This is a genomic window from Sorangium sp. So ce887, assembly GCF_051521455.1.
Lineage (GTDB): Bacteria > Myxococcota_A > Polyangia > Polyangiales > Polyangiaceae > Sorangium.
In genome coordinates this window covers 5,952,281-5,975,565 of sequence record NZ_CP150354.1, presented here as the reverse complement: position 1 = coordinate 5,975,565, position 23,285 = coordinate 5,952,281, and the positions used below count along the sequence as shown (strand labels likewise).

The following is a 23,285-nucleotide window of genomic DNA, read 5'->3' as shown; positions in this document are numbered from 1 at the left end:
TTCTGCGCTATGTCTTTGGAGAAGTTCAAAGCAAGCGGTTGTCCAAGGCCGACGCGCAGGAGCTGATCGGACAGTTCCAGGCCGGCCTGGGGTCACCCCGAGGGAGCACTCTTCACCCGCTTCTCCAGCAGAACACCTCGGACCTCTCCGAGCAGCGGTTCACTTCGATCTTCACGGGGCACGAGTTCTTCCTCGCCGATCACGTCGTCGGGGGGAGGCGGGTCCTGCCCTGCGTCGCCTACCTGGAGATGGCGCGCGCCGCCGTGGAGCAGGCTGCCGGCTGGCACGGCGGCGTCCGGCTCAAGGATCTCGTGTGGCCGCATCCGCTCACGGCTGAGGGCGAACCGGTGCGCGTTCACCTCGGCCTCTTCCCGGAGGAAAACGGGGAGCTCGCGTTCGAGGTGTACGGCGGCTCAGGCGTCCATGGCCAGGGGCGGGCGGCGCGTGCCTCGCCGACTGACGCGCCCGTCCTGGAGCTCGCGGCGCTGATGGCGCGCTGCCCGCCGACGTTGTCCGCGGACGCGCTCTACGAGGCGTATCGCTCGATCGGGATCGATTACGGTCCGGGACATCGAGGGGTCGTGCAGCTGCATGCAGGGGCGGGGACGGTGCTGGCCGAGCTGCAGCTCCCGGCGTCCGTGCAGGGCTCTCCATCCGACTTCTACCTGCACCCGAGCTTGATGGACTCGGCCCTGCAAGCCTGCGCGGGCCTGTGGATCGCAGCCGGGGAGATGAGGCCGGCGCTGCCGTTCGCCATCTCCGAAGTGGAGCTGTTCGGCCCTTGCACCTCGCGGATGTGGGCGCTCATCCGCGAAAGCGGCGGCAAGCTGCGGACCCACGACATCGACCTCTGCGACGCAGAAGGCCGGATTCGCGTGCGGATCAGGGGCTATGCGGTCCGCGCCACCGGCGAGGGCCCCAGGGCTGCGCTGGCGCAGGCGCCGGCGGTCACTGCGGCCGCGGCGCTTCCGGTCGCCGCCGGGCAGCGCGGCGACACGCTGCAGGACAAGGTCATCTACCACCTCAAGGGTGTGCTGGCCGGCTTCCTCCAGCTCCCCATCGATCGAATCGACGCGGACGGCTCGATGGACCGGTACGGGCTCGACTCGATCATGGTCATGGAGCTCACGAGCGAGCTGGAGCGGACCTTCGGCACCCTGCCGAAGACGCTGCTCTTCGAGTACCAGAGCATCCGCGAGCTTTCGGGATATTTTCTCGACACCTACCGGGAGCGGCTGCTCGGCGAGCTGCTCGGAGACGAGGCGCCGCGGGCACCGGCGCCGCAGGCCGAGCCTTCACCGGAGCCTGCCGCCGCCCCGCAGGCGACGGCGAGCCCGCGGAGGCGCGGGCGCTTCGGCTCCCTGCAGGCCGCCGCCCCGCAGGGACCCGCCGACATCGCGATCATCGGCGTGGCCGGGCGCTTCCCCAAGGCGCGCAACCTGGACGAGCTCTGGCTCAACCTGCGAGAAGGCAGAGACTGCCTGACCGAGATCCCGAGAGAGCGCTGGGAGCACCAGGCGTACTTCGACGAGGACAAGGACAAGCCAGGGAAGACCTACACCAAGTGGGGCGGCTTCCTGGACGACGTGGATCGGTTCGATCCGCTCTTCTTCAACATCTCCCCGCGCGAGGCGGAGCTGATGGACCCGCAGGAGCGGCTCTTCCTCGAGTGCGTGTACGAGGCGCTGGAGGACGCCGGATACACGCGGGAGGCCCTGCAGTCCCTGAAAGGCTCCGGCATGCCGGGGAACGTCGGCGTGTACGTCGGCGTGATGTACGAGGAATACCAGCTCTTCGGGGCGCAGGAGCAGGTGCTGGGCCGACCGATCGCCATCCCCGGCAATCCTTCCTCCATCGCCAATCGCGTCTCGTATTTCTGCAACTTCCACGGGCCGAGCATGGCCGTGGACACGATGTGCTCCTCCTCTCTCACGGCCATCCACCTGGCCTGCCGGAGCCTGAAGCGCGGGGAGTGCGAGCTCGCGATCGCGGGCGGCGTGAATGTCTCTATCCATCCGAACAAGTATCTCTTCCTCGGGCAGGGCAAGTTCGCGTCGAGCACCGGGCGCTGCGAGAGCTTCGGCGTGGGCGGGGACGGCTACGTGCCGGGCGAGGGCGTCGGCGCGGTGCTGCTGAAGCCGCTAGACCGGGCCATCGCCGATGGGGATCAGATCCACGGCGTCATCAAGGCAACCGCCGTCAACCACGGGGGCCACACCAGCGGCTACACCGTCCCCAACCCGAACGCGCAGGCGGACGTCGTCGAGCGGGCCCTCAAGGAGTCCGGCATCGCACCGGAGCGGATCTCCTATATCGAGGCGCACGGAACCGGCACGGCGCTCGGCGATCCGATCGAGATCGCGGGGCTGACCAAGGCGTTCCGCCGCCACACGGACAGCAAGCAGTTCTGCGCGATCGGCTCGGTCAAGTCCAACATCGGGCACTGCGAGAGCGCGGCCGGCATCGCCGGGCTCTGCAAGGTGCTGCTGCAGCTCAAGCACGGCCAGCTCGCGCCATCCCTGCACTCGAGGACGCTGAACCCGCTCATCGACTTCGCGAGCTCGCCGTTCCACGTCCAGCAGCAGCTGGGCGCGTGGAAGCGGCCGACGGTCGAGAGACATGGCGCGATCGAGGAGCTCCCGAGAGCGGCGGGGATCTCCTCGTTCGGCGCGGGCGGCTCCAACGGGCACGTGATCGTCGAGGAGTTCATGCCGCAGGCGGCCGAGGAGCGGCCGGCCGCGGCCTCCCTGCCCGTGGCCATCGTGCTGTCGGCGAAGGACGAGGACCGCCTGATCGAGCGAGCGAGGCGACTGCTGCACGCGATCCGTACGCGGCAGGTGAGCGAAGCGGACCTCCTCGACATCGCGTACACGCTGCAGATCGGCCGCGAGGCGATGACCGAGCGGCTGGGCTTGATCGCGCGCTCCCCGCAGGACTTGCAGGACAAGCTGAGCAGGTTCATCGCGGGTGACGTCGACCTGCCCGATGTGGTCCGCGCCCAGGTTCGTCGCAACAAGGAGGGCACGCCGGCGCCGGCGCCGGGTGACGCGCTCTCGGCCAAGGAGGCGGTGGAACGGTGGTGCAGCGGCGACGCGGTCGACTGGAAGAGGCTGTACGGGGGATCGCAGCCCCGACGCGTCAGCCTGCCGACCTACCCGTTTGCGAGGGAGCGCTACTGGTTGCCGCAGCTCGTACCCGGCGCCAGCCTGGCCACCTCGAGCGGGCTCCCGGCCGGATCGGCCCTCCACCCGCTGCTGCACCGGAACACATCGACGCTGGCCGAGCTGCGTTTCACGTCGCACTTCACCGGGCGCGAGTTCTTCTTTGCGGGCCCGGCAGGAGAGGGCGAGCGCGCGCTGGCCGGGATGACATTCCTGGAGATGGCCCGCGCGGCCGTGGAGCGCGCGACAGGTGCCTCCGTGGTCCAGCTGCGCGACGTGGCGTGGGCGCCTGCGGTGTCCGAGGCGCCACCTGCGCCCATTCACGTCGCCGTCTTCCCCGGTGATGAGCGCGAGGTCCTGTACGAGATCTACAGCCAGCCGGTCGAAGGCGGCGAGAGCTCGCTCATCCGCAGCCAGGGGAGGGCCGTGCTGGGAGCCGCAGTCCAGGCGCCTGTGGTCGACCTGCGCGCGCTGCAGGCCGGGCTCGACGCAGTCGACGCGGGAGGCGACGCGGGAGGCGACGCGGGAGGCGACGCGAGAGGCGACGCGAGAGGCGACGCGGGCGGCGCCCCCGAGATCGAGCGCTTGCTGGCGGGGGGAGATCGCGTCGTCGCCAGGTTGAGCCTGCCGCCCGCCCTGGCGGAGGTGGCCTCTTCCTACGTGCTTCATCCGGCGCTGCTCGGCGCGGCCTTGCAGGCCGTGGCCGGCGGCGCGCGGCGAACGGTGGTCCCTCACGCGCTCGAGCGGGTGGAGATCTACTGCGCCTGTCCGGCATCGATCTGGGCCATCATCCGCGTGTCCGAGGGGAGGGCGGACATCGACCTCAGCGATCCGAACGGCACGGTGTGCGTACGCATCGAGGGTCTCGCCTTTCACCTGGTCGACGGAGCGGCCGAGACCAGAGCGCCGGAACGCGGAACGCTGTTGCTCGAGCCCGTCTGGACCGAGCGGCCCGCGCCACCCCAGGCAGACCGTCCGGTGTACGCGAAGCGCCTCGTCATCCTGTGCGAGGTGGACAGCGTCGCGCCCGAGCGCATCCGCTCGGAGCTGGATGGCGTGCATTGCACGGCCCTGCGCGCTGGCGCGCAGGGAAAGGCGGCGCGCTTCGCGCAGCACGCCGTCGAGCTCTTCGACCAGGTCCGGGCCATCCTGGAGGACAGGTCCGCGGGCAAGGCGCTGCTCCAGGTCGTCGTCCCGAACGGCGACGAGGAGCCTCTCTTCAGGGGCCTCAGCGGCCTGTTGCAGACGGCGCAGCAAGAGAATCCCAAGCTCGTCGGTCAGGTGATCGGCGTCGATCCGGGAGACGTAGAGCGGCTGAGCGAGAAGCTGGACGCCGACAGCCGCGCTCCTCACGATCTTCAGATTCGATATCGGAACGGGAAGCGCCTCGTCGCCGGGTGGGCGCCCATGCGCGGCGCGCCGCCTCCATCGCGGGTGCCGTGGAAGGATCGTGGCGTCTACCTGATCACGGGTGGGGCGGGCGGCCTGGGGCTCCTCTTCGCGGAGGAGATCGCGCGCACGGTCCGGAACGCGACGCTGTTCTTGACGGGCCGCTCCACGCTCGACGAGGCCAGACACGCCCGGCTCGCCGGGATGCGGGAGCTTGGCGCGACGGTCGTCTACCAGCAGGCGGACGTGGCCGACAAGACCTCGGTGGAGCGGCTGATCCGCGAGATCGAAGCGGAGAGCGGCGCCCTCGACGGCATTCTTCACTGCGCCGGGGTGAACCGGGACAACTACATCATCAGGAAGACAAGGGCCGAGTTTCAGGAGGTCGTGGCACCGAAGGTGGCGGGGGCCGTACACCTGGATGAAGCCACGCGCCACCTGCGGATGGACTTCTTCGTCCTGTTCGCCTCGCTCGCCGGAGCGCTGGGGAATCCGGGGCAGGCCGACTATGCCTTTGCCAACGCGTTCCTGGACGGGTATGCGGCCCACCTGAACCAGGAGGTCGCGCGGGGGCGGCGCTCCGGGAGGGCGCTCGCCGTCGACTGGCCGCTCTGGAAGGACGGCGGCATGCACGTGGACGCGGCGGTCGAGCGCGCGCTCGAGGAGAACCTCGGCCTGAGCTCGCTGCGGACCCCGGCCGGGATTCAAGCGCTCTACGACAGCCTGTCGAGCGGAGCCGACCAGGTGCTGGTGCTCGAAGGGGACGTGGGGCGGCTGCGGCTGCGGCTGCTGGGGGCGCCCGCTCCGGCGGCCACCGAAAGGGAGCGGCGGCCGGTCGCCCACGCCGAACGCGCGCTCCTCAGGGACAAGGTCATCCATCGACTGAAGGGCCTGCTGGGCGAGGTCGCCAAGCTGCCGGTGCAGCGCATCGATGCGGACGAGCCGCTCGAGTCGTACGGCATCGACTCGGTGATGATCGCGAAGCTCAACCAGCAGCTGGCCGGCGTCTTCGGCGAGCTGTCCAAGACCCTGCTGTTCGAGTATCAGGCGCTGTCCCCGCTGTCCGACTACTTGCTCCGGGAGCACGCGCCCGCCTGCGAGCGCTGGGCGGGGCTGGAGAGCCAGGCGCCGGCCGTCCACGCGGCGCCTGCTCGTGCGGAGTCTGAGCTCCCCAACCTGACCCCGCTGAGGCGCGGACAGGCGAGGAGCGCCGGCCAGACGGACGTCGGGACGCGCCGCGAGCCGATCGCGATCATCGGCATGAGCGGGCGTTATCCGCAGGCGCCGGATCTGCGCGCGTTCTGGATGAACCTGCGGTCCGGGAAGGACTGCGTCGGGGAGGTCCCGAGCGACCGCTGGCCGCTGGAGGGGTTCTTCGTTCCCGACGTGGAACGCGCGGTGGAAGGGCGGAAGAGCTACAGCAAATGGGGCGGATTCCTCGAAGGATTCGACCAGTTCGATCCGCTCTTCTTCAACATCACTCCGCTGGAGTTGCTCAACATCGACCCGCAGGAGCGGTTGTTCCTCGAGTCGTGCTGGAGCTTGTTGGAGGAAGCGGGCTATACCAAGGAGCAGCTGGCGGCCAGGTTCGGGGGACGCGTCGGCGTGTTCGCCGGCATCACCAAGACCGGGTTCGAGCTGTACGGTCCCGACCTGTGGAGGCAAGGGCAGGCGGTTTCGCCCCGCACCTCCTTCTCCTCGGTGGCGAACCGCGTCTCGTACCTGCTCAACCTACGCGGCCCGAGCCTGGCGGTCGACACGATGTGCTCGTCGTCGCTCGTCGCCATCCATGAGGCCTGCGAGCACCTGCACCGCGGCGCGTGCGAGATGGCCATCGCGGGCGGGGTGAACCTCTACCTGCACCCGGCCACCTACGTGGAGCTGTGCGCGCATCGGATGCTGTCGGTCGACGGGCACTGCAAGAGCTTCGGCGAGGGCGGCGACGGCTTCGTTCCGGGCGAGGGCGTCGGGACGGTCCTCTTGAAGCCGCTGACGAAGGCGCTTCGGGACCAGGACCGCATCTACGCGCTGGTGCGCGGCACGCTGACGAACCACGGCGGGAAGACGAACGGCTACACCGTCCCGAACCCGGTGGCACAGGGCGACCTGATCCGAGAGGCGCTGGACAAGGCGGGCGTCAACGCCCGTGCGGTCAGCTACGTCGAAGCACACGGCACCGGCACGAAGCTGGGCGATCCGATCGAGATCACCGGCCTGACGCAGGCCTTCCAGAAGGACACGAAGGAGACGGGCTATTGCGCGATCGGCTCCGTCAAGTCGAACATCGGCCACCTGGAGGCCGCGGCCGGGATCGCCGGGGTGGCGAAGATCGTCCTGCAGATGCAGCACGGGCAGCTCGTCCCCAGCCTCCACGCCCGGAGGCTCAATCCCAACATCAGCTTCGAACGGACGCCGTTCGTCGTGCAGCAGGAGCTCGCGGCGTGGGAGCGCCCGCGCCTCGAGTTGGGCGGGCGGGTGCGGGAGTCTCCGCGCATCGCCGGGATCTCTTCGTTCGGCGCGGGCGGCTCGAACGCGCACGTGATCCTCGAGGAGTACATCCCGCCGGAGCGGCCGACCGCCGTCGCCGTGACGCGGGCGAACCCGGCGATCGTCGTGCTCTCCGCGAAGAACCGGGAGCGGCTGGAGGAGTACGCGAGGCGGATGGTCGCGGCGATCCGCTCCGGGGCCTGCACGGACGCGGAGCTGCCGGACCTCGCGTACACGCTGCAGGTGGGGCGGGAGGCCATGGACGAGCGGCTCGCGCTGCTCTGTGGCTCGCTTCAGGAGCTGGAAGAGAAGCTGCAGGCGTTCCTCGACGGGAAGGAAGCGATCGAGGACGCGTTCTACGGGCAAGCCAAGCGCAATCAGGCGACGGTGACTCTCGTTTCCAACGATGAAGACATGTTGGAAGCGATCGACAGATGGGTGGAAAAACGTAAGCTCGCGAAGCTCCTGGATCTCTGGGTCAAGGGGCTCGCATTCGACTGGAACCGCATCTACGGAGAGCGCAAACCACGCCGGATCGGCGTGCCTACCTACCCTTTTGCCCAGGAACGCTACTGGCTCCCTCAGGTGAACGCAGCGGCCGTCGGACGGGGTACGAGCGGCACGGCCGCGCTGCATCCGATCCTGCATCGGAACACGTCCGATCTGCAGCAGCAGAAGTTCAGCTCCACGTTCACGGGTCAGGAATCCTTCCTCGCCGATCACCTGGTGGGAGGCGAGAAGGTATTGCCCGGCGTCGCCTACCTGGAGATGGCGCGCGCGGCGGTCGACGCCTCGGCCGGGTTCATGAAGACCGAGGGGACGGCCGTTCAGCTCCGCGACGTGGTCTGGTCGCGTCCGCTGGTCGTGGGCGCAGAGCCCGTCACCGTGGAGATCTCCCTCGCGCTGGACGACAGCGGAAGAAGTATCTCGTTCGAGATTTCCAGCAAGAGTGACGCGCGCGGGGGATCGAGGCTTCACTGCCAGGGAAGCGCCCTGTTTGCGCCGGCCGATCATGGGCCGGTGCTCAACCTCACCGAGCTGCGTTCCGCGTGCAACCGGGGCATCATCTCCTCCGAGCGCGTCTACGGCGCGTTCACGGGCATGGGCATCGACTACGGGCCCGTGCATCGTGGCGTCAAGGAGGTGGTTGTCGGCTCCGAGGAGTTGCTGGCGAAGCTGTCGCTGCCTGCCGAGCTCTGGGAAGATGGGCGCTATGTCATCCATCCGGGTATGCTCGACTCGGCGGTCCAGGCCTCGCTCGCATTCCTGCTGATGGATGCTGGGAGCGAAGCCTCCCGCGAACCGATCATGCCGTTCGAGCTGAAGGAGGTGGAGATCCTCGGCCCGTGCGCCGCATCCATGTGGGCGTACATCGCCCCGGCAGATGGCGCGCGAGGGACCGGCAAGGCGCCGAAGATCAACATCGATCTCTGCGATGAGCAAGGACGCATCGCAGTCCGCCTCAAGGGCCTCTTTTCACGGGTGTTGAAGGGCGGGTCCTCGGTTCAGGCGGACACGCGAACGATCGCGCTCACCCCCGTCTGGGAGGCATTCGCTCCGCAGCGGGTGCGCCACCTCCCACCGCCGTCCGCTCGCGTGTGGATCGCAGGCGGAACGGCCGCTCAGGTGGACGAGATCAAGCGACGCTTCCCGCGAGCGCATGTGCTCGACGTCGAAGCGGCCGACACGGTCTCGAACGTGACCCGAGAGCTAGAGGCGCATGGAGCGCTCGATCATCTCGTGTGGATCGCGCCCGAGAGCCCGATCGCGTCGCTCGCCGACGAGTCGATTGTGAAGGAGCAGGCGCGCGGGGTCCTTCCGCTGTTCCGCACGGTGAAGGCCTTGCTGGCGCTCGGGTACGAAGCGAGAGAGCTGGGCTGGACGGTCGTGACCACGCGGGCGCAGCTCATTCACCGGGATGATACGGTCAATCCGACCCATGCGAGCGTCCACGGGTTCATCGGTTCCATGGCGAAGGAGTTCCCGTCCTGGAAGGTGCGCCTCCTCGACGTGGCGGGCGAGTGGAGCGTCGACGATCTGCTCACCCTGCCGTCCGATCCACAAGGCGATGCCTTCGCGTGCCGGGCCAATCAATGGTATCGGCAGAAGCTCGTCCCGCTCACGGGGCTCTCCCGCGAACGCGATCTGTACCGCCAAGGCGGGGTCTATGTCGTGATCGGTGGGGCCGGAGGGATCGGCGAGATCTGGACCGAGCACATGATTCGCACGTACCGAGCGCAGGTGGTGTGGATCGGACGCCGCGAAAGGGACGCTCGAATCCAGGCCCAGCTGGACAGGCTCGCGCAGCCAGGACCCGCGCCGATCTACATCGCGGCGGACGCGACCGATCGTGAAGCGCTCCGCGGCGCGTACGAGCAGATAAAGCAGCGGCATCCGCACATTCACGGGCTCGTCCACTCGGCGCTGGTGCTGCAGGACAGATCCCTGCTGCACATGGATGAGGAGCGCTTCAAGGCAGGTCTGGCTCCGAAAGTGGACGCAACCGTCCGCATGGCCCAGGTGTTCGCCGCGGAGCCGCTCGATTTCGTCCTGTATTTTTCGTCGATGAGCGCGTTCGTGAAGGCTGCAGGGCAGAGCAACTACTCCGCAGGCTGCACGTTCAAGGACGCGTACGCCCTGCGCATGGGCCGGGAGTGGCCGTGTGCTGTGAAGGTCATGGACTGGGGCTACTGGGGCACGGTGGGTATCGTCGCCTCGGAGGAGTACCAGTCCCGCATGGCGCAGCAAGGGGTCGGCTCGATCGAGCCGCCCGAAGCGATGCGGGCGTTGGACGCGCTCCTCGCCGGTCCGGTCGAACAGATGGCGTTCATGAAAGCCATCGACTCCGAACGGATCTATCAGAGGTTCGGGCCGGAGACGATCGAGGCGTACCCGGAGACGACAGCATCCGCGATCGAGGGGGTGAAAGGCAGCATCGCCCTTCCGCGGGTTCCCCAGGTGTCGGACTCCCGTGATCTGGATGAGCTCCTCACCAAGCTGCTGTGGCTCCAGCTGCGGTCGATCGGCTTGTTTGCGGAGACGAGGACGGCGATCGCCGACCTGAAGGCCAAGCTGCACGGAATGTATGGCAGATGGCTCGAGGAGACGATCGCCGCGCTGGCTCGTGGTCGCTATCTGACGTTCGACGAGACGCATTGCTTCCACGGAGGGACGACTCAGCTCGATGGCGGCGCCGCCTGGAGCGCGTGGGACGAACACATGCGGTCCTGGGTGCAAGACCCGAACCGAAGGACCCAGGTCCTGCTCCTCGACGCGACGATGCGCGCGCTCCCCGACATCGTGCTCGGCAAGGTGCCTGCCACAGATGTCCTGTTTCCGAACGCCTCGATGGATCTCGTCGAAGGAATCTACAAGCACAACGAGACCGCTGAATATTTCAACGCAGCGCTCGCCGATGTGATCGTGGCCTACATCGAGGAGCGGCTCAAGGGAGACCCGTCGACGCGCATCCGCATCTTCGAGATCGGCGCAGGCACCGGGGCCACCAGCTCGCTCCTGCTGCGCAATCTGAAGCCGTACCACGCCAGCATACAGGAATATTGTTACACGGACCTCTCCCGCGCATTCCTGCTTCATGCAGAGAGGGCGTACGGCCCGGAGAACCCGTTCCTGACGTACAAGATCTTCGACGCGAGCGAGCCGCTGGCGGGACAGGGCATCGACGCCGGTCAGTATGACGTCGTGGTCGCGGCGAACGTGCTGCACGCAACTCGCAACATCCGCTCGACCCTGCGCAACGCGAAGGCGGTGCTGCGCAGGAACGGGCTGATCGTACTCAACGAGATCATCCGCAACAATCTGACCTTCCATCTGACGTTCGGGCTGACGGAGGGTTGGTGGCTTCACGAGGACGCGGAGGTGCGCATCCCGGGCTCACCGGCGCTCGACCCGGCCACCTGGAAGCGGGTCCTGGAGACAGAAGGGCTCCGCCCTGTGCTCTTCCCGGCGGAGGCGGCGGACCATCTCGGCTCGCAGATCATCGTGGCCGAGAGCGACGGCATCGTCCGGCAGCGACGAGCGGCGACTCGAGACGCCGCGCAGCCGGAGCCGCCGGGACCGAGACGCGAGCGGCAGACGAAGAAGAGGACCACGAAGGTCGAAGTCGCAGCGCCAAGAGGTGTCGTCAGCGACGAGCTGCTGCGCGAGAAGAGCGTCGCCTTCTTCAAAGAGCTGATCGGCGAGACGTTGATGATCCCGAGCCACAAGATCGATCCCGCCGAGCCATTCGAAGGCTACGGGATCGATTCGATCTTGGTGGTGCGCCTGACCAGCGTCCTTCGCAAGTACATGGAAGATGTCAGCAGCACCCTGTTCTTCGAATGCCAGACGATCGACGCGTTGGTCGAGCATTTCATGAAGACGGGGCGGGCGGCGCTGATGAAGCTGGCCGGCGGGCAGGAGGAGCCGGGAGAGCTCGACGTGGAGGAAGAGCGCGAGGAGGGAGACGCGGGCGTGCCGGTCGAGACGCCGGCAATCGCGCGATTGACCGCGCGATTGACCGCGCGCGCAGCCGCGCCATCCGTGGTCACGTCGGCTCGCGGTGAGCCGCAGCCTGTCGCCGCTCAGGCGGTCGCGATCATCGGCATTTCCGGTCGCTACCCGGGGGCGAAGAACGTGGCCGAGTTCTGGCGCAACCTCAAGGAGGGGCGCAACTGCATCCGCGAGATCCCCGAAGGCCGCTGGGACTGGAGAGCCTACTTCGACGAGGAGAGAGGTAAGCCGGGATCGATTTACACCAGGTGGGGCGGTTTCGTCGAGGATATCGACAAATTCGATCCGCTGTTCTTCAAGCTATCTCCCCGCGACGCGGAGTCGATGGACCCGCAGGAGCGACTGTTCCTGGAAGTGGCGTACGAGTGCATGCAGGACGCCGGAACTACCCCGGACGCGATCTCGGCTAGCCGCAAGGTCGGTGTGTTTGCTGGGGTGATGAACGGTATTTATCCGATCGGCGCGAACTATTTCTCGATCGCGAACCGCGTGTCCTATCTGTTCAACTTCCAGGGGCCGAGCCTGGCGGTGGACACGGCGTGCTCCGCATCGCTGACGGCGATTCATCTGGCTCTGGAGAGCCTCTACTCCGGAACCAGCGATTGCGCGATCGCGGGCGGGGTCAACCTGATCCTTGACCCGGTGCACTTCATCAAGCTGTCGCAGCTACGCATGCTGTCATCCGGCGACCAGCTGAGGGCGTTCGGCGATCGCGCCGACGGCTTCGTCGACGGGGAGGGGGTGGGCGCCGTTCTCCTGAAGCCGCTGGAGAAGGCGGTCGCCGACAAGGACCGCATTTACGGCGTCATCAAGGGGAGCATGATCAACGCCGGAGGGAAGACCAACGGCTACTCGGTGCCGAACCCGGACGCCCAGGCGCGCGTCGTCGCGGATTGTTTGCTGCGTGCAGGGGTCGATGCCAGGGCCGTCAGCTATGTCGAGGCGCATGGAACAGGCACATCGCTGGGCGATCCGATCGAGATCGCAGGTTTGACGAAGGCGTTCGGGGCGTATACCCGAGCCCGGCAGTTCTGCGCCATCGGCTCGGTCAAGGCGAACATCGGTCACTGCGAGAGCGCGGCAGGCATCGCCGGCCTGACCAAGGTGCTGATGCAGATGAAATTCGGGCAGATCGCGCCGTCGATACACGCCGACGTGCTGAACCCGAACATCGACTTCCCGAAGACGCCGTTCACCGTGCCGCAGCAGCTCGCGGAGTGGAAGCGCCCCGTCCTGGAGCAGGACGGCGCGCGGAGGGAGTATCCGCGCATCGCCGGGATCTCCTCCTTTGGCGCGGGCGGCGCGAACGCGCACCTGATCGTCGAGGAGTACGTGACGCACGAAGGTCGCTCGCGATGGACTTTCGATCGCGAGCGGCCGGCGTTGATCGTGCTGTCGGCGAAGAATCGGGCTCGCTTGCAAGAGCTGGTAGAGCGGTTTGTGGACGCGATCCGCGAAGGGCAATGGACCGACGAGGATCTGGCCGATGTCGCGTATACGCTTCAGGTGGGCCGCGAAGCCATGGAGGAGCGTCTGGCCCTGACCTGCGTCTCGATGCGGGAGATGGAGGAAAAGCTGACCGCGTTCCTTGCTGGAAACGAGACGGTCGCAGGGCTGTTCGTGGGCCAGGCCAGGCGCAATCAACCTTCAGAAGGGCGGGGCGAGAGCGGCTCGGGACGGCACGCAGAGGTGCTTGACAGATGGGTGAAAGGCGGCTCGTTCGACTGGAACAAGCTCTACGGCGGCCGTGTGCCGCGCCGCATCGGCCTCCCGACGTACCCGTTTGCTCGTGAGCGCTACTGGGTCCGGCCGGAGGAGGAGCTGCTCCTGTCTGCCGCCAGCCGGCGCGCATCCCCGGGGTCGCGGAGTCTGGCTCGCGCTCCCGCCACTGTCTCGCTGCCGTTCGTGGGCGAAGAGCCGCCGACCGGATTCGAGCACCTGCTCCAGGCCGTACCGCCCGCGGCCGCTGAGGCCCCGAACCAGGCGCCAGTCACCGAGCGGCCGCGCACGAGGCCGCAGGGGGAAGTCTCCGCGGAGATCCGCCGGTGGCTGCGCGACATCCTCACCGCGGAGCTGAGGCTGTCGGCCGGGCAGCTGGAGGAGGACAAGCCCTTCGACGAGTACGGCGTCGACTCGATCGTCCTCGCCCAGGTCGTTCACTCGCTGGCGAAGCGCGTGAGCGCGAACATCAGCCCGTCGCTGCTCCTCGAGCACACGAGCATCGCCGCCCTGGCCGAGTACTTCGAGGCCCACCACGCGGGCGCGTTCGCCAGCCCGTCCTCGCCCGCGCCGGCCATCGAGCCACCGCCTGTGCCGGCCGCTGAGCCACCGCCTGTGCCGGCCGCTGAGCCACCGCCCGTGCCGGCGTCCGCGCAGCCGGCCCGGGCCGTCGCTCCCATCGACGAGGTCGCCGTGGTGGGACTGGCCTGCCGGATGCCGGGCGGCCCGGACAAGGACGCCTACTGGCGGCTGCTGACCAGCGGCGAGTCAGCGATCCGGCCCGTCGCGGCGGACCGCCGGACGACCCGAGGAGACCGCGTGGATCATGGCGGCTGGATGGATGACGTAGATCGCTTCGATCCCGCCTTTTTCAACATTCAAGATGCGGACGCGGCCATCATGGACCCGCAAGCTCGCATCATCCTGGAGGAGAGCCTCGCCGCCATCTACGACGCAGGTTACGAGCACAAGGCGCTGTCCGGCGCAAGGATCGGCGTCTACATCGGCGGCCGCTCGCAGCCCAACGCTGACACGAAAGCCGTATATGCGGCGCCGAACCCGATCTTGGGCACCGGGCAAAATTACCTGGCCACCAACATCTCGCGCTTCTTCAACTTCAGAGGGCCGAGCATGGTCGTGGATACGGCGTGCTCTTCTGGCCTGGCCGGAATGAGCATCGCCTCCGATGCCTTGAAGTCCGGGCGCATCGACATGGCGCTGGTCGGCGCGGTCAGCGTCCTGCACACGCAGGATGCACACGACCTCTTCGCGGCCCGCAATATTCTCAACCACAGCGGAAAATTCGACATCTTCGACAAGGGCTCCACGGGCGAGGTGCTCGGCGAAGGGGCAGGCGTCGTCGTCTTGAAGCGACTTCGCGACGCGGTTCGGGACGGAGATCACATCTACTGCGTGATCCGCTCGATCGCGTCCAACAACGACGGACGTACCCTCGGTCCCGGCTCCCCGAACCTGGCGGCGCAGCGACAGGTCATCCAGGAGGCGCTGAGCGAGGCAAGCAAACGTCCGGAGGATGTCGGTTACATCGAGATCAACGGCGGCGGCTCCCCGGTGGTCGACACGATCGAGATCAAAGCGCTCTCGGAAGCCTATCGACTCGACGATCCTACGCTTCCGCCCTGCCCGGTCGGCTCCGTCAAGCCCAACGTGGGGCACTTGCTCTCCACGTCGGCGATGGCTGGATTCATCCGCTGCGCGCTGAGCATCTCGCGTGGGGAGATTCCACCGTTCTTGTCGGCGCGCCAACCTTTTGATCATTACGACTGGGCGTCCTCCCGTATCGAGTTCAACCGGGAGAATACCCCATGGAAGACCGCTCCTGGCAAGACGCGCGTGGCCGCTCTGAGCTCCTTCCCCGACGGCGGCACCAACTTCCATGTCTTGCTCGAAGAGTTTGTGGCAAACGGAGGTTATCGACAGGAGAAGCGGCCGCTCGCACCTCCGAAGCTGTCTCGCAAGTCTTTCCCTTTGAGACAGGCAAATCGGGAGACGACCCGAGATGCCTGTTCGTCGATCAAGAATGTCTGGGGCGACTACCGTGAATCAAGTCTTTGAGACCGCCCTTTCGATCGAGAACCCGATCGTCCGGGACCACGTTGTCCACGGGCAGCGGATCCTCCCCGGCCTGGCCTATATCGACCTTCTGTATCAGCTGGCTCAGCAGGCGCTGGGGATTGACTTCGCTTCCTACGCCTTGCGGCGCATCGCGATTTTTCGCCCGCTGGCGGTCGGGGAGGATCGTCCGGTTCGCCTGAGGATCGCGTTCGTCGAGCAGCCGGACGGGTGGAGCGTCACGGTGGACGGCTGTGAAGCAGAGGAGACTGAGCGGAAGGTCTATATCACAGCGGAGCTGCGGGCTCACTCCGCGACGTTCGCTCAGACGCTCTCGGTTCATGCGATCCGTGACCAAGCCAGCCGGCGCCGCGATCTCGAGAGCGTCTACGCGGAATGCAGGGAACGGGGCCTCGTGCACCAAGGCATGATCAAGGCGCGAGGCGACGTATACCTGACCGACCTCGGCATGCTGTCGGAGCTTCGCGTCGACGACCGCTATCGTGAAGAGGCGAAGGCGTATCTGTTTCACCCGACTCTGATCGATGGGGCAGCGGTCTCCACCTATGCCCTGGAGAGGGTCGTGGACGACGGGGAGCTGTTCATCCCGCTGTTCTATGAGGAGTTTTACGCGGTGGAGCCGCTGCAGACGAGCTGCTTCGCCTCTGTAGACGTGTCCTCCGTGCGCAAGACGAACGACATCGCCACGCTGGACATCGCGTTCTACAATCAGTCCGGGAAGAGAGTGGCGCTGCTGAAGGGATTTACCTCCAAGAAGGTGCGGGAGGCAGGCGCTCTGAGTCTGGCGTCGAACAAAGGTCATTCGAAGGCCGCTGCTGCCGGTGAAGTCGTCCCTGGTTCGAGCGGTGATCTGGAAGCGAGCGTGCGCGCTGTCTTCGCCCGGCAATTGAACGGGACTCCGGAGGAGATCAGCCTCGACACCGTCTTCTTCGAGATGGGCCTGCAGTCGGCGCAGCTGCTGCAGGTAGTCAAGGAGATCGAGGCGCTATTTGGCCTGTCGCTCAGCCCCACGCTGCTGTTTGAGACGAACAGCGTGCGCGAGCTGATCGCCTACCTCGCGCCGAAGGTGAAGACAGGGACGAGGGCCGCGACGCCGGGGAGCTATGCGTTCTACGGGCATGAACCGTACCTGCAGGATCATCGAGTGTTCGGCAAGCCGGCGCTGATGGGGGTGACGCATCCGTCTCTGGCCCTGGACGCGTATCTAAAAGATCATCCCTATCCGGTGGAGCTCAGGCGGATCGAGTTCGTGGGCGGCCCGATCACGCTGGAAGCGACGGAGACCGCGCAGATCAGCGTTCATTTTCGCGAAGAGCATGGCACCACTCACTTCAATACCGATCACTATGTAAACGACCCGGGCGACCGAAAGGTGTGCTGCCGAGGGACGGTGACCGGATCGGCGACGCCGGCGGCCGACACGCTCCATCTGGCGGCCATGCTCCAGCGAGCGAAGCCCCTGGATCATCAGACCATCGACGAATGGTACGAGCTGATCCCGGGCTTCCAGCTCGGACAGATGCTCCGGACCATCAAAGCGGCCTACCTCGTGGACGAATCCACGCTCTTGATGAGGGTGGATCTGAAGGACAAGCTTCAGAAGGGGAGCGTCGCGCGCTTTGCGTTCGATCCGTTGCTGTTCAACGCCTGCTATATGGTCTTTCAGCACATCGACCCGAGCAGGCGGAGCAACATCTTTGTCCCCTTGCTGGTCGAGAGGCTCACCGTATACAGGCCGATGACCGAATCGGCCTATGTGGTCAACACGATCCGCGCGGTGAAGGGCGGCTTCGTATCCTTCGACGCCGTGGTCCTCACGGAGCAGGGTGAGCGAATCGCCGAGGTCCACAACGCGTCAGTGAGGGAGGTGTCCAACCCATCCTTGCTGGCCAATGCATCCTTCCGTGACAAGAAGCCGCACGGGGATGCGACCGAACCGCGCGTGGAGTCGACGGGTGCGCTCGACATAGCGATCGTGGGGATGGCAGGTCGATACCCTGGGTCGTATGACGTGGGTGCGTTCTGGGACAACCTTCGTGAGGGGAGGGACTGCATCACGGAGGTCCCGAAGGAGCGGTGGAGCTGGCAGGACTACTACGCGGAGAATCGAGCGCAGCCCGGCAGCGTGTACAGCAAGTGGGGCGGCTTCATCGAGGATCACGACCGGTTCGACCCGGTGTTCTTCAACATAGCGCCCCGGGACGCGGAGCTGATGGATCCGCAGGAGCGACTGTTCCTGGAGCACAGCTGGATGGCGCTGGAGGACGCGGGGTACACGCGGGAGGCGCTGCAGAGCCCGCGCCGGCGGGGCCTCCCGGTGCGAGTCGGGGTCTATGCTGGCGTGATGTCGCAGGAATATTCGCTGTTTGCGGCGGAGGCGAGCCTGCAAGGGCAGCGCATGGGGCTGCCGACGGGCATCTCGGGCATCGCGGCGCGCGTGTCGTACTTCTTCAACTTCAACGGGCCGAGCATGGCCGTGGACACGATGTGCTCGAGCTCGCTGACGAGCGTGTATCTCGCGTGTCAAGCGTTGAAAGAGGGGAAGATCGACGCGGCGCTCGCCGGCGGGGTGAACGTCAGCCTGCACCCGAACAAGTACCTCATGCTGTCCCAGGCGCAGTTCATCTCGTCCAAGGGCCGTTGCGAGAGCTTCGGTGTGGGCGGTGACGGCTATATTCCGGGCGAGGGCGTGGGGGTGCTGCTGCTGAAGCGGCTGGCTGACGCTGTGAGCGATGGGGACCCCATCTACGGCGTGATCAAGGGCGCGGCGATCAACCACGGGGGCAAGGCGAGCGGGTTCACGGTGCCGAGCCCGAGGGCGCAGAGCCTGGTGGTGTCGCAGGCGATCGAGGAGTCGGGCGTCGATGCGAGGACGATCTCGTACATCGAGGCGCACGGCACCGGCACGCAGCTGGGCGATCCGATCGAGGTCACCGGGCTGGTCGAGGCGTTCGGGAGAGGGCTTGGGGAGAAGAAGTACTGCCGGATCGGGTCGGCGAAGTCGAACATCGGGCACTGCGAGGCCGCTGCGGGTGTTGCGGGCGTGACGAAGGTGCTGTTGCAGCTGAAGCACGGGCAGCTCGTGCCGTCGTTGCACTCGGAGGTGTTGAACCCGAACATCGATTTCGGCGCGACGCCATTCGTTGTGAACCAGGAGCTGTGCGCGTGGGAGCGGCCGCATGTGGACGGCAAGGAACATCCACGGCGCGCGGGGATATCGAGCTTCGGTGCCGGGGGCGCGAACGCGCACCTGATCGTGGAGGAGTACGCGCCGTCGGTCGCGGAGCGGCCGCGCGTGGCAGCCGGTCCTGTGGCGATCGTCCTGTCGGCCCGTGACCGCGAGCGGCTGAAGGAGCATGCGCGAGGCCTGCTGAAGGCGGTGAGAGGGGAGGCGTGGACCGATGCGGATCTGGCCGACATTGCGTACACGCTGCAGGTAGGCCGAGAAGAGATGGAGGAGCGGCTCGCGTTCACGGCGTCGACGGTCGCGGAGCTGGCGGAGAAGCTGAGGCAGTTCGTCGAGGGCGGGGGCGCGGGGTTGTTCCGTGGCCAGGCCAAGCGAGGCGGGGACGTGGGCCCGGCGCCGGCGAGAGGGGAGCTGCCCGAGCTTCTGAAGCGCTGGGTACAGGGGCAGAGATACGACTGGAGCCATCTCCATGGCGCGGAGAGGCCGCGCCGCATCTCGTTGCCGACTTACCCGTTCGCTCGGGAGCGTTACTGGCTGCCCGTGGCTGGAGAGAAGAAGGGCGTGGCTGTGGCGGCGGCGATTCACCCGCTGCTGCACCGGAACACGTCAGGGCTCAAGGGGCTGCGCTTCAGCTCCACGTTCACGGGGCAGGAGCCCTTGCTGGCGGCGCAGGTGGCGAGCGGAGCGCGGGTGGTGCCGGGCGCCGCGTACCTGGAGATGGCCCGCAAGGCGGTCGCTCACGCGGCAGGGATGGAGGACGGCGCTCCGCTGCGGCTCGATCACGTCGAGTGGGGTCAGGCGCTCGTCGTGGGCGGAGGGGAGACGACCGTGCACGTCGGGCTCGCCGAAGGAGAGCACGGGCGTGTCGAATTCGACATCTACACCGATGCTCAGGGCGACGAGGGCGAGGTGACGGTGCACTGCCAGGGAAGCGCGGTGGTGCTCGCTGCCGAGCCCGTCCGTACGATCGAGCTCGCCGCGGTGCGGGCGAGCTGCCACGGGGCCCGGGAGGTTCAGGTCGGAGCGCTGCGGTCGTTGCAGGAAGGCGACGGGGTTGCGTTGGCCAGGGTGGCGGTGGCCGGGCACCTCGCGACGTCGGGCGACATCGTCCTGCACCCGGGCCTGCTGGAGGCGGTGTTCCATGCGGCGGCGGGCCTGAGGGCTTCCGTCGCGGCGGCGGCCGTGGAGGAGCTGACGATCCACGGCCGCTGCGCGGCCGAGATGTGGGCGGTCGTCCGGAGGGCAGATGGCCGGGTGGACGTCGACCTGTGCGACGCTGAAGGCAACGTGGTCGTGGCCGTCAAGCGGCTCTCCTTCGAGGAGAGGACGGCGGAGGACACAGGTCTGGTCAGACCCGCCGTCGGATCGGTCGAGCCTTTTCAGGCGGTCAAGCGTCAGGCGGCTGCGGCCGCCACCGGTCAGCTCCGCGAGAAGAGCACTACGTATTTCAAGAAGTTGATAGGAGCTACGCTGAAGCTCCCTTTTCAGAAGATCGACGCTTCCGTGCCCCTGGACGAGTACGGCATGGAATCGGTGCTCATCGCGCAGCTGAACCAGAACCTCGGCCAAGCTTTCGGCGAGATCAGCAGCACGGTGTTCTTCGAGTGCCGGACCATCGACGCGCTCGTCGAGTACTTCATGCAGCGGCATCGCGACGCCCTGGCCCAGGTGGTGGGTGTCGGCGAGCGAGCGGAAACACCGATCCACGCCCCGCCGGAGGTCCCGCAGGCAGCGGGGTCGCGTGCTGCTACCGGGCCGGCGTTCAGGAAGAGACAACGCCGTTCGCGCATCCAGACGGCAGTCAGCGACGACCGTCCGGCGAGGGCACGGGAGCCGATTGCCATCATCGGCATGAGCGGGCGTTATCCGCACGCGCGCGATCTCCATGAATACTGGGAGAACCTGAAGGCTGGCAAGGACTCGGTGACGGAGGTTCCGGAAGACCGCTGGTCCGCGGACGAGCTCTTCCATCCCGACATGGCAGAGGCCGTCGAGCTGCGAAAGAGCTACTGCAAGTGGGGCGGTTTCGTCGATGGGTTCGCCGAGTTCGATCCGCTGTTCTTCAATATCTCGCCGACGGATGCCCTGAACATGGACCCGCAGGAGCGGTTGTTCATCAGGGCCTGCTGGGAAGTCTTCGAGGACGCCGGGTATACGCGGGAGCAGTTGCGGGCCAGGTTCGGCGGGCGCGTGGGCGTCTTCGTGGGCATGACCCGCACCGGGTTCAGCCTCTGGGGGCCGGACCTGTGGGAGCAGGGCGAGGTCGTGCACCCGAGGACATCGTTCGCTTCGGCGGCGAACCGCGTCTCCTACCTGCTCGACCTGAAGGGCCCGAGCCTTCCGGTTGACACAGGTTGCTCGTCGTCGCTGACGGCGATTCACCTGGCCTGCGAGCACATCCATCGCGGCGATTGCGAAATGGCGGCGGCCGGGGGCGTGAACCTGTACCTCCACCCGTCCACGTACATCGAGCTGTCGGCGATGCAGATGCTGTCCACGGATGGACGATGCAAGAGCTTCGGCAGCGGCGGCAACGGGTTCGTACCAGGCGAGGGGGTGGGCGTCATCCTGCTCAAGTCGCTGTCGAAGGCGCTCGCCGACGGAGATCATATCTACGCGGTCGTCCGTGGCACCGGGATCAACCACGGCGGCAAGACCAACGGCTACACCGTTCCCAACCCGGTCGCGCAGGGCAGGCTGATCCGTCAGACCCTGGACAGAGCAGGCCTGAGCGCCCGTGCCGTCTCGTACATCGAGGCGCACGGAACGGGCACCAAGCTGGGAGATCCCATCGAGATCGCGGGGCTCCAGCGCGCGTTCGAGCCGGACACGCCGGACACCGGCTTCTGCGCGATCGGCTCGGTCAAGTCGAACATCGGGCACGCCGAAGCGGCCGCGGGCATCGCGGGCGTGACCAAGGTGGTCCTGCAGCTGAAGCACCGGCAGCTGGTCCCCAGCCTGCATGCCCGTCCGTTGAATCCAAATATCAATTTCTCGAAGACCGCGTTCGTCGTGCAGCAGGACCTCTCCGAATGGCCCCGTCCAGTGCTGGAGATCGACGGTGAAAGAAGAGAGGTGCCGCGCATCGCCGGCGTCTCCTCGTTCGGGGCGGGTGGAGCGAACGCGCACGTCATCCTGGAAGAGTACGTCGCGGCGCCGCGCGGCGCGCTCCCCGCAATCACCGAGGCGCGCCCCGCGATCATCGTGTTGTCGGCCAGGGACCGTGACCGGCTGATCGCCTATGCGCAGGCCCTGGCGGCGGCCGTCAGCGAGCGGCCGCTGACCGACGCGGATCTCGCCAATGTGGCGTACACCCTCCAGGTGGGACGGGAGGCGATGGAGGAGCGTCTGGCCCTGACGGTCACGTCGGTGCAGGAGCTGGAAGAGAAGCTCACTCGATTCATCTCTGACCGATCGGACATCGAAGGTCTGCATCTGGGGCGGGTCAAGCGCGACAGCAACTTGCTGGGCGTGCTCGCGGTCGACGAGGACATGGCGCTCACGATCGACGCATGGATCGCCAAGGGCAAGCTCGCCAAGGTCCTGGAGCTGTGGGTGAGGGGCCTGGCGGTCGACTGGAACAAGTTGTACGGTGAGGAGAAGCCAAAGCGGCTCAGCTTGCCAACCTACCCGTTTGCCCGCGAGCTCTATTGGTTCCCGACGCTGACGAAGAAGAAGCAGGCCGAGGAGGCGCGGGCTCGGGCGGCGATGGTTCATCCCCTGCTGCGCCGGGAGACGCCCGAGCTGTCGAAGCAGAGATTCGAAGCGATCGTGACGGGTCAGGGACGCTACGTCGACGATGCCGACGATCATCTGGTCAATGGCTCGGAAAGCGCCAGGAGCGCAAATGGACGCCGTGACTTTCCATTGGCCGGAGATCAGGGGCCGCACCAGGGGTCTTCGGGGAGGGTGAGGGAATGACGCCCGTCAAAGCGATGCACAGCGAAGTGGTCTATCATTTCGAAAACGTGTCCAACTTTCGCGACCTCGGCGGCGTGAAGACGGCGGACGGCCACACCTTCAGGACGGGCGTGCTGTTTCGCTCGGATGAATTGTCTCGCATGTCGCCCCAGGATCGGGTGAAGCTGCAGGACTTCAACATCAAGGTGATCTGTGACCTGCGCTCGCCCAGGGAGAGCCAGAAGAAGCCGCCGCGCTTGGCCAACAAGTCAATCCAGGTGGTGAACATCCCGCTTGTTGAACAGGCGACCGAGGACGCCCTCTTCCGCCGCAGTAAGATGCTCAGTTTCCTGTTCTCCAGGACGGGCGGCGATGAGTACTTGGATTTCACCAGATCGTTCTACCATCACCTCGCGTTCGAGCAGACGTCCCGGATTCGCGAGGTGATCACGTTGCTCTCGAAGGAAGATAGTCTCCCGGCCTTGATCCACTGCACCATGGGCAAGGACCGAACTGGCTTCCTGGCCGCCGTGATCCAGTTGCTCGTCGGCGTCCCGTACCAGACGGTGGTTGAAGAGTATCTGCGGACCAACGACTATCTGGCGCCGCGATGGGAGAAGGTCGTCAAGGTCACGCGGGTCCTGACCCTGTTCCAGGTCCCCACGGAACGCGTGAGGTTGATGATCATGGCGTACCCGGATTTTCTGCACGAGGTGCATGACAGGATCGTCGAGAAGTACGGCTCTTTCGAGAGATACCTCTGCGAAGCTTGCGAGATCGATCGGGGCACGCAGCAGAGGCTGAAGGATCGGCTCCTGGCGTAGCGTTCTCTGCGT

2 protein-coding genes and 1 pseudogene are annotated in these 23,285 nt (G+C 66.6%); all 3 read left to right on the top strand.

The genetic code is table 11. The features are described from left to right. Nucleotides 1–101: 101 nt before the first annotated feature. Nucleotides 102–15,344, top strand: a pseudogene (locus WMF36_RS22035) (SDR family NAD(P)-dependent oxidoreductase); the annotation flags it as partial. Further along, nucleotides 15,328–22,470, top strand: a complete 7,143-nt coding sequence (locus WMF36_RS22030) for a beta-ketoacyl synthase N-terminal-like domain-containing protein (RefSeq protein ID WP_437581599.1) — start codon at nucleotides 15,328–15,330, stop codon at nucleotides 22,468–22,470. The pseudogene WMF36_RS22035 and the gene WMF36_RS22030, both read left to right, overlap by 17 nt. Beyond that, nucleotides 22,467–23,273 carry a tyrosine-protein phosphatase gene (locus tag WMF36_RS22025; protein WP_437581598.1) on the top strand — a complete coding sequence of 269 codons (807 nt, stop codon included), beginning with the start codon at nucleotides 22,467–22,469 and terminating at the stop codon, nucleotides 23,271–23,273. Before WMF36_RS22030 ends, WMF36_RS22025 begins: the two co-directional genes overlap by 4 nt. Nucleotides 23,274–23,285: the final 12 nt, after the last annotated feature.

What these genes read in the sequence shown, in the direction of transcription:
- WMF36_RS22025 (WP_437581598.1), top strand. Translation starts at nt 22,467, where the DNA reads ATGACGCCCGTCAAAGCGATGCACAGCGAAGTGGTCTATCATTTCGAA.